Origin of the sequence: Amycolatopsis sp. NPDC058986, from assembly GCF_042741125.1 — a bacterium.
Classification (GTDB): Bacteria; Actinomycetota; Actinomycetes; order Mycobacteriales; family Pseudonocardiaceae; genus Amycolatopsis.
Map to the genome: position 1 here is coordinate 1 of NZ_JBHYJW010000122.1, position 7720 is coordinate 7720.

Sequence of the window (7720 nt, forward strand, 5' to 3'; positions counted from 1 at the left end):
CCTTACGGGCGTCCGGCGCCCGTAAGGTGGCCTTAACGGCACTTCGGGCGAGTCAGTTCTGGAGGGCGAAGGTGACGCCGGGAGCGCTCGGGGCCTCGGGGCGGGGCAGGGCGCGGTCGGTGACCGGGAGGTCGCCCTCGAGCGCGGCGAGGACCGCGTCACGGGTCATCGGGAGGATTTCGGCGACCGTGACGTCCCGTCCCAGTTCGGCCGACAGCGACGTCACCCCGGCGTCGCGGATCCCGCACGGGACGATGGTGTCGAACGCGCCCAGGTCGGCGTTGCAGTTCAGCTCGAACCCGTGCATCGTCACGCCGCGCTGCACGCGGATGCCGATCGCCGCGATCTTGCGCTCGATGCCGCGATCGTCGGCCGGAATCCAGACTCCGCTGCGGCCCTCGACGCGGCCGCTGCGCACACCGAGCCGATCGCACACCGAAATGAGCGCTTCCTCCAGCCGCCGCACGTAGTGCACCACGTCGATCGGGTCGGCGAGCTTCACGATCGGGTACCCCACCAGCTGGCCCGGTCCGTGCCAGGTGATCTTGCCGCCGCGGTCGACGTCGATCACCGGGGTGCCGTCCCGCGGCCGGTCATCGGGCTCCGTGCGCTTGCCCGCGGTGTACACCGAGGGGTGTTCGAGCAGCAGCATCGTGTCCGGGCCGGTGCCGTCGGCGCGGGCGGTGAGGTACCGGCGCTGCAACTCCCACGCCTCGGTGTAGTCGATCGTGCCGAGCTCGCGGACGTCCACGGGTTCGGTGCTGGCGCGGCAGGAATCGCTCGAAGAACTCACCCAGCGAGATTACGCCCGCCCGGCGGCGCGGGCAGCAGCCCGGCGGCGGCCGCTGTGACCAGGCCGACACCGAGCACCGCGAGCACGGCGCCGACGGTGTCGGTGACCCAGTGGACGCCGAGCACGATCCGGCAGGCCGCGCCCAGCACGGTGGCCGCGACGGCCACTCCCACGGCCCAGCGCACCAGCCGGGGCGCCAGCCAGGCACACAGCAGGACGGCGACGAATCCCGTGCTCGCAACGGAAACGACGTGCCCGCTCGGATAGCTCGTCTCGGGATACACGCGCGGCCGCTGCCGGTCGAACAGCGGCTTGCCCAGAACGCTCGTGAGGCGGCACACCACCAGCACCACGCCGAGCCGCAGACAGAGCTTCGTGCGTTCTCGCCACCGCAACGCGACGGCGATCAGCGCGACGCCGAGCAGGTAGGGCAGCACCGGGCTGAGGACGTTCGTCAGCACACCCGCGACACGCCCGAGCGGCCGGGAATCCTCACCCCGCAAGGAGTTCGCGACAGCGGCGTCGAGGGCGGGCGGCTGACGCGCGACCAGGACGCCGAGGACGAGGAACGCGGCGAACAGCACCAGGCCGGACACCACCCAGCGCACCCTGGGCACGGTCATGTCGCGGCGGCCAGCGCGCTCCCGACGTCGCGGTGGCGGAACTCGTAGCCGGATTCCTCCAGCGCCCGGGGCAGCGCGCGCTGACCGAACAGGGCCATTTCCTCCGCGGCCTGGCCGAGCGCGATCCGCATCGCGAAGGCGGGCACCTGCCACGGCGCCGGACGATGCACGGCGCGGCCGAGCGCACGCGTGAACTCGGTGTTGGTCACCGGGGCCGGGCCGGTCAGATTCACCGGGCCCGCAAGGGTTTCGTGCTCCAGCGCGTACACGAGCGCGCCGATCTCGTCGTCGAGGGCGATCCACGGCTGGTACTGGCGTCCGTCGCCGAGCCTGCCGCCCAGCCCCAGCCGGAACAGCGGCCGCAGCACGGTGAGCAGTCCGCCCTTGGGGGCGAGCACCAGCCCCGTGCGCGCCAGCACGACGCGGGCGCCGCCGTCCCGCGCCGACGCCGTCGCGGCCTCCCACGCGGTGCAGAGTTCGGCGAGGAAGCCTTGTCCCGCCGGGGTTTTCTCGTCCACAACGGACTGTCCGGTGTCGCCGTAGAAGCCGACGGCGGAGGCGTTCACGAGTACGCCGACGCGATGTTCGGCGACGGCTTCAGCGAGGACCTCGGTGGGTTCGACCCTGCTGTCGAGCAGCAGCTGCTTGCGCATCCCGCTCCAGCGGCCCGGCAGCAGCGGGGCGCCGCAGAGGTTGACGACCGCGTCGACGCCTTCGAACGTGCCGGGCGAGATCTCCCCGGCCGGGGGATCCCAGCGCCGCTCGTCCGGACGGCGCGGCTCGCGCCGCACCAGCCTGCGGATGTCGTGACCGCGCTCGGAGAGCCGCGCGGTCAACGCCGAGCCGATCAGCCCGCTGGAGCCCGCGATCAGTACGCGCATATGCCGATCGTGTCCTATCGGGACCGGGGGCGCACATCCGGCCCCGGAAAGCCGTGAAGGCCTCCTTCACAGCGGTGAGCGCTGTGAAGGAGGCCTTCACGGACCATCGCGACCCGGAGGTCAGAGGCCGAGCTCGTCCTCGAAGTTGCCCTCTTCCAGACGCTGCTTGATCGTCGTCAGGAAGCGGCCCGCGTCCGCGCCGTCCACCAGGCGGTGGTCGTAGGTCAGCGGCAGGAACGCCATCGACCGCACGGCGATGGTGTCGTTGCCGTCGGCGTCGCTGACGACCACCGGGCGCTTGACGACCGCGCCGGTGCCGAGCATCCCGGACTGCGGCTGCACGATGATCGGCGTGTCGAACAGCGCGCCGTTGCTGCCGATGTTCGTGATGGTGAACGTGCCACCGGTCAGCTCGTCCGGCTTGATCTGGCTCGCCCGCGCCCGCGCCGCCAGGTCGGCGATGCGGTGCGCGAGACCGGCCAGGCTCAGCTCACCCGCGTCGTGGATGACCACCGACAGCAGACCCTTGTCGGTGTCCACCGCGATACCCAGGTGCACCGCACCGTGGTAGGTGATCTCCTTGGTGTCCTCGTTGTAGGACGCGTTGACGTTCGGGTGCTGCTTGAGCGCCTCGACCGTGGCCTTCGCGAAGAACGGCAGGAACGTCAGGTTGACGCCCTCGCGCTCCTTGAAGGCCGCCTTCGCCCGCTGACGCAGCTTGGCGATCTTGGTCACGTCGACCTCGTGCACCTGCGTCAGCTGCGCCGAGACCTGCAGGGACTCGCGGGTCTTCGTCGCGGTGATCTGGCGGATCCGGTTCGCCTTCTGCACCGTGCCGCGCAGCGCCGCGATCTCCGGGGAGACCGGGGCGGCCGCCCGCGGGGCGGCGGGAGCAGCCGCGGCGGCCGGAGCCGACGGGGCCGCGGCGGCGGGTGCCGGGGCGGCGGCCTTCTGCTTGGCCTCGGCCGCGGCGAGCACGTCCTGCTTGCGGATGCGGCCACCGACGCCGCTGCCGGTCAGGCTCGCGAGGTCGATGCCGTGCTCGGTCGCCAGCTTGCGCACCAGCGGCGTGACGTACGGGCCGTCGGCCGCGCCGTCCTTCGCCGCGGCGGCCGGAGCCGCCTGGGCCGCGGCCGGAGCCGCCTGCGGAGCCGGGGCGGCGGGCTGGGCCGCGGGGGCCGGGGCCTGCTGCGCCGGTTCCGGCTTCGGCTCGGGCTTCGGTTCCGGCTTGGGCTCCGGAGCGGGGGCGGCGGGCTGCGCGGGCGCCGCGGCGGGCGCGGCACTCGCGTCGCCGACCACCGCGAGCACACCGCCGACCTCGACGGTCTCGTCCTCGCCCGCCCGGATCTCCAGCACGGTCCCGGCGACCGGGGACGGCACCTCGGTGTCCACCTTGTCGGTCGAGATCTCCAGCAGCGGCTCGTCGACCGCGACGGTGTCACCGACCTGCTTCAGCCACCGGGTGACGGTGCCTTCGGTGACGCTCTCGCCGAGCTCGGGCAGCTTGACCTCGGTGCCCTGCGCCGGACCGCTCGAAGCGGGCGCGGCGGCGGGGGCCGGGGTTTCGGCGGGGGCCGCCTCCTGGGCGGGCTCCGGTTCGGGCTGGGCGGCGGGGGCTTCGGCGGCGGGCGCGGACGAGGCCGGGACGTCGCCGGTCCCGTCGTCGATCACGGCGAGTTCACCGCCGACCTCGACGGTCTCGTCCTCGGCGGCGCTGATCTTCACGACCGTGCCCGCCACCGGCGAGGGCACCTCGGTGTCGACCTTGTCGGTGGAGATCTCGAGCAACGGCTCGTCGACCGCGACGGTGTCGCCCTCCTGCTTCAGCCACCGGGTGACGGTGCCTTCGGTGACGCTCTCCCCGAGCTCCGGCAACGTGACGGTGTAGGCCATCGTTCGCTGACTCCCTTGATATGTCTTGCGTGGTCTGATTGTGCTGGTGAGACGTCAGCTGTGCACGTGCAGCGGCTTGCCGGCGAGGGCAAGGAACGCTTCACCGAGGGCCTCGGTCTGAGTGGGGTGCGCGTGGATCAGCGGGGCGACGTCCTCGGGGAACGCCTCCCAGCTGTAGATCAGCTGCGCTTCGCCGATCAGCTCGCCGACCCGGTCACCGACCATGTGCACGCCGACGACCGGACCGTCCGGAGCCTTGACGAGCTTGACCCCGCCGGAGGTCTTGAGGATCTGGCTCTTGCCGTTGCCGCCGAGGTCGTAGGTGAACGTCGTGACGTCCGCGCCGTAGCGCTCCTTGGCCTGGGACTCGGTGAGCCCGACCGAGGCGACCTCGGGGTGCGAGTAGGTGACCCGCGGGATGCCGCTCTCGTCGATCACGCGCGGGTTCAGCCCGGCGATCTCCTCGGCGACGAAGATGCCCTGCTGGAAGCCGCGGTGCGCGAGCTGCAGGCCGGGGACGATGTCACCGACGGCGTAGACGTTCGGCAGGTTGGTGCGCAGGCGGTCGTCGGTCGGCACGAAACCGCGGTCGATCTTGACGCCCGCCTCCTCGTAACCGTGCCCCGCCGAGTTCGGGCCGCGGCCGACGGCGACCAGCAGCAGGTCGGCCTCCAGCGTCTCGCCGGATTCCAGCGACACGCTCACGCCGTTGTCGTCCTGCTTGGCGCCGGTGAACCGCACGCCGGTCTTGAAGGCGATCTTGCGGCGGCGGAAGGCACGCTCGAGCTGCTTGGAGGCGAACTCGTCCTCGTTCGGGACCAGCCGCGGCAGCGCCTCGACGATGGTGACGTCGACGCCGAAGGAGGCCCAGACGCTGGCGAACTCGACACCGATCACGCCGCCGCCGAGGACGACGACCTTCTTCGGCACGTAGTCCAGCGAAAGCGCCTGCTCGCTGGCGATGACGCGCCCGCCCAGCTCCAGGCCGGGCAGCGTGCGCGAGTACGAACCGGTGGCCAGGATGACGTTCTTCCCGGTGTACCGGGTGCCGTCGACCTCGACGGTCGTGCCGCCGACGAAGGTGCCGGTGCCCTCGACGAGGTTCACCTTGTGGGCCTTGGCCAGGCCTTGAAGGCCCTTGTACAGGCGGGCGACGATGCCGTCCTTGTACTTGTTGACCCCGGCGATGTCGATGCCCTCGAAGGAGGCCTTGACGCCGAACGTCTCGGCGTCGCGGGCCTCGTCCGCGACCTCCGCCGCGTGCAGCAGGGCCTTGGTCGGGATGCAGCCCCGGTGGAGGCAGGTCCCGCCCAGCTTGTCCTTCTCGATCAGCGTGACGGAGAGGCCCAGCTCGGCAGCGCGGAACGCCGCGGCGTAGCCGCCCGACCCGCCTCCCAGGATCACAAGGTCGGCGGAGGTGTCGGTCACTTCAATAACTCCTCGGCAAGCGATGGGTGGTGCTCTGGCGTCACGCGGGCGCGGTATAAACGCGCGCGCGACACCGCCATCTTGTCACTACGGTGATCGGGCTTGCGAGCTAGCCGGGTGTGGCGACACCGACCACACGCGGCGCCCGGGATAATGGAGCAGGACGCGACTGGAGAAGTGAGGTGGTCGAGGTGGGGATCTTCGACTCGCTGCGCCGCCGTGGCAAGGGCGGTCAAAAGCCCGGCACGCTGCGGAAAGCCAACTCGGCCGACACCCGGCACCTCGAGGAGTGGGCGGCGTCCCGCCACGGTGTCGAGGCCTATGTGGAGCCACGCACGACCGTAACCGAGACCACCGTGGTGTTGATCGCACACGACGGTGAATGGACCCGGCGCCGGATCGGCAGTCTCGAAGCGGCGCAGCAGTTCGGGCACCGGCTCTCGATCCCGGTGTACGAGGTCGCCAGGGTCGGCTACCCGCAGCGGATGCGCGAGTACACCGAACGCAAGAAGCGCGGCCAGGCCTGAGCCCCGGTCCCTGGCGTGATCAGAGGGCGATCATGGCGACGACCTCCCCTTCGTGGATCCGCCCGGTCTTGCGGAAGCCCAGGCGGAGGTAGAACTTTTCGGGCCCGCCCTCGCCGGGTACCCAGAGCACCGACGCCTCCTTCTGCCCGCGTCTTCGCGCTTCGTCGAGCACCGCGTGCACGCCGAACCGCCCGTACCCGCGGCGCTGCTTCCCGGCCGCGATGTTCAGCCGCCAGATCCCGCAACGGAGGAACTCGACCGGCGAGGCCGGGTCGAAACCGCCCATGACGAAACCCACAGGTTCGCCGTCGTCGAGGATCAGCCGGGGCCAGGCGACCTCGGGCTGTACGTACGCTTCGGCGAGCGATTTCGTCACCGACGCGACGAAATGCCGTTGGTGTTTCTCGACGGCGATGCCGCACGCGTCGTCGACGTTGTCCGGGGTGATCTCGGCCAGGGTGAGTGTGGTCACGATCACAAGCTAGCGAGCACCACCGACAGTTTCGGACCGGTTTCACGCCGATTGGGCCAGCAGCGCCAGATGGTGTTCGAGCAGGGCGCGGAACGCCGGGTACGCCGTGCTGCCGAACACCGGGTCGACCTCGACGGCGTGCCACCGGTCACCGGCTCGGGCCAGCAGGACGATCGCCGGTTCGGCAAGCACCACGACGTCGTCCACGACCCGGAGTTCACCGGTGCCGAGCAGACGCGGAAAGACGACGTCGCCGGGCAGCCCGTCGCAGGTGAGCAGGAAGTCCCGGTAATCGTCCGGCAGTCGCAGGCCGAGCCGCCGCTCGGTGGCCTCGATGCCGGCCGGGGTGGCGGGCGCGGGGGCGGTGCCGGTGCCGCGGAACCGGAGGATCCGGGAGATCAGCTCCGACCAGGTGCCGATCTTCGGCGGATAGCGCTCGTACAGTGCCGCGACGAGGGCGTCGGCGCAGCGGGCCGGCCATTCGGTGCCGAGTCCGAGCGGGTCGGCGCCGGCGGTGAGCCGCGGTGCGAGCGCTCGCGAGGCGGCCAGCGTCGCGACGTCCGGGCGGGCCTGTTCGGCGGCCAGCACCGCCCAGCCGGGAAGATCGTGCGTGGCGATCGCGGATCGGAGCTTGTCCGGGCGTGAAGGCGCGAGCTTCCCGGCGATGCCGGACACGACACCCGCCGCCGGTGAGTCACCGAGGACACCATCGAGATCCGACACCGGGCGAAGCAGCGACGCGGTGTGCGCGCGCTCTTCGGCGTCGAGATCGAGCGGCGGCAGTTCCTCCGCCCAATCCGGCCGCGTGCCGCGGGCTTCGAACAGCATCGCCCAGGCGCGGGCGCGGACCTGGTCCGGGACGATCGCGGTGATCGGGCGCTCGGTGAGTGCCTGCCACTGCGTCACGAGCCGGTCGGCCTCGGCGGCGGCACCCGCCGTCGCGAGCAGCAGCGCCGCGTAGCCGATCCGCTCGTCGAGCACGGCTTCGTCGGCTGTGAGGACGTCGCGTACCGCCGATTCCAGAAACTCGCCCTGGTCCATGCGCGCGACCCTGCCACAAATGCCGTTAAGGCCACCTTACGGGCGTCAGACGCCCGTAAGGT

General features: G+C 71.4%; 8 protein-coding genes. 1 reads left to right on the forward strand and 7 read right to left on the reverse strand.

Going from position 1 to position 7720, the window contains the following annotated elements; all coding sequences use genetic code 11:
* Positions 1–52 precede the first annotated feature (52 nt).
* The 5 genes from lipB to lpdA all read right to left on the reverse strand — a co-directional run bounded on the left by lipB (position 53) and on the right by lpdA (position 5618).
* Entirely contained in the window at positions 53–793 is a 741-nt protein-coding gene (gene lipB / locus ACFW0G_RS44995) for a lipoyl(octanoyl) transferase LipB (RefSeq protein WP_378331730.1), read from the reverse strand.
* Positions 790–1416 carry a phosphatase PAP2 family protein gene (locus tag ACFW0G_RS45000; protein ID WP_378331731.1) on the reverse strand — a complete coding sequence of 209 codons (627 nt, stop codon included), beginning with the start codon at positions 1414–1416 and terminating at the stop codon, positions 790–792. Before ACFW0G_RS45000 ends, lipB begins: the two co-directional genes overlap by 4 nt.
* The gene (locus tag ACFW0G_RS45005) at positions 1413–2297 is read right to left on the reverse strand and encodes a TIGR01777 family oxidoreductase (RefSeq protein WP_378331732.1); all 885 of its coding nucleotides are present in this window, start codon (positions 2295–2297) and stop codon (positions 1413–1415) included. The genes ACFW0G_RS45000 and ACFW0G_RS45005 overlap by 4 nt, the downstream gene beginning before the upstream one ends.
* Before the next feature lie 120 nt (positions 2298–2417).
* Positions 2418–4190: a 2-oxoglutarate dehydrogenase, E2 component, dihydrolipoamide succinyltransferase gene (gene sucB / locus ACFW0G_RS45010; protein ID WP_378331733.1), complete on the reverse strand. Its 1773-nt coding sequence runs from the start codon at positions 4188–4190 to the stop codon at positions 2418–2420.
* 54 nt (positions 4191–4244) lie between these two features.
* Entirely contained in the window at positions 4245–5618 is a 1374-nt protein-coding gene (gene lpdA / locus ACFW0G_RS45015; RefSeq protein ID WP_378331734.1) for a dihydrolipoyl dehydrogenase, read from the reverse strand.
* Positions 5619–5800: 182 nt separating this feature from the next.
* On the opposite strand from lpdA, the gene ACFW0G_RS45020 reads away from it, so the two are divergent.
* Positions 5801–6145: an oxidoreductase gene (locus ACFW0G_RS45020; protein WP_378331735.1), complete on the forward strand. Its 345-nt coding sequence runs from the start codon at positions 5801–5803 to the stop codon at positions 6143–6145.
* Positions 6146–6164: 19 nt separating this feature from the next.
* On the opposite strand, the gene ACFW0G_RS45025 is transcribed toward ACFW0G_RS45020, so the two are convergent.
* Both ACFW0G_RS45025 and ACFW0G_RS45030 read right to left on the reverse strand, forming a co-directional pair.
* Complete coding sequence (locus ACFW0G_RS45025) at positions 6165–6617, reverse strand: GNAT family N-acetyltransferase (protein ID WP_378331736.1); 453 nt, start codon at positions 6615–6617, stop codon at positions 6165–6167.
* 42 nt (positions 6618–6659) lie between these two features.
* Entirely contained in the window at positions 6660–7658 is a 999-nt protein-coding gene (locus tag ACFW0G_RS45030; RefSeq protein WP_378331737.1) for an SMI1/KNR4 family protein, read from the reverse strand.
* Positions 7659–7720 lie beyond the last annotated feature (62 nt).

What these genes read in the sequence shown, in the direction of transcription:
- ACFW0G_RS45005 (WP_378331732.1), bottom strand. Translation starts at nt 2,297, where the DNA reads ATGCGCGTACTGATCGCGGGCTCCAGCGGGCTGATCGGCTCGGCGTTG.
- ACFW0G_RS45030 (WP_378331737.1), bottom strand. Translation starts at nt 7,658, where the DNA reads ATGGACCAGGGCGAGTTTCTGGAATCGGCGGTACGCGACGTCCTCACA.
- ACFW0G_RS45000 (WP_378331731.1), bottom strand. Translation starts at nt 1,416, where the DNA reads ATGACCGTGCCCAGGGTGCGCTGGGTGGTGTCCGGCCTGGTGCTGTTC.
- sucB (WP_378331733.1), bottom strand. Translation starts at nt 4,190, where the DNA reads ATGGCCTACACCGTCACGTTGCCGGAGCTCGGGGAGAGCGTCACCGAA.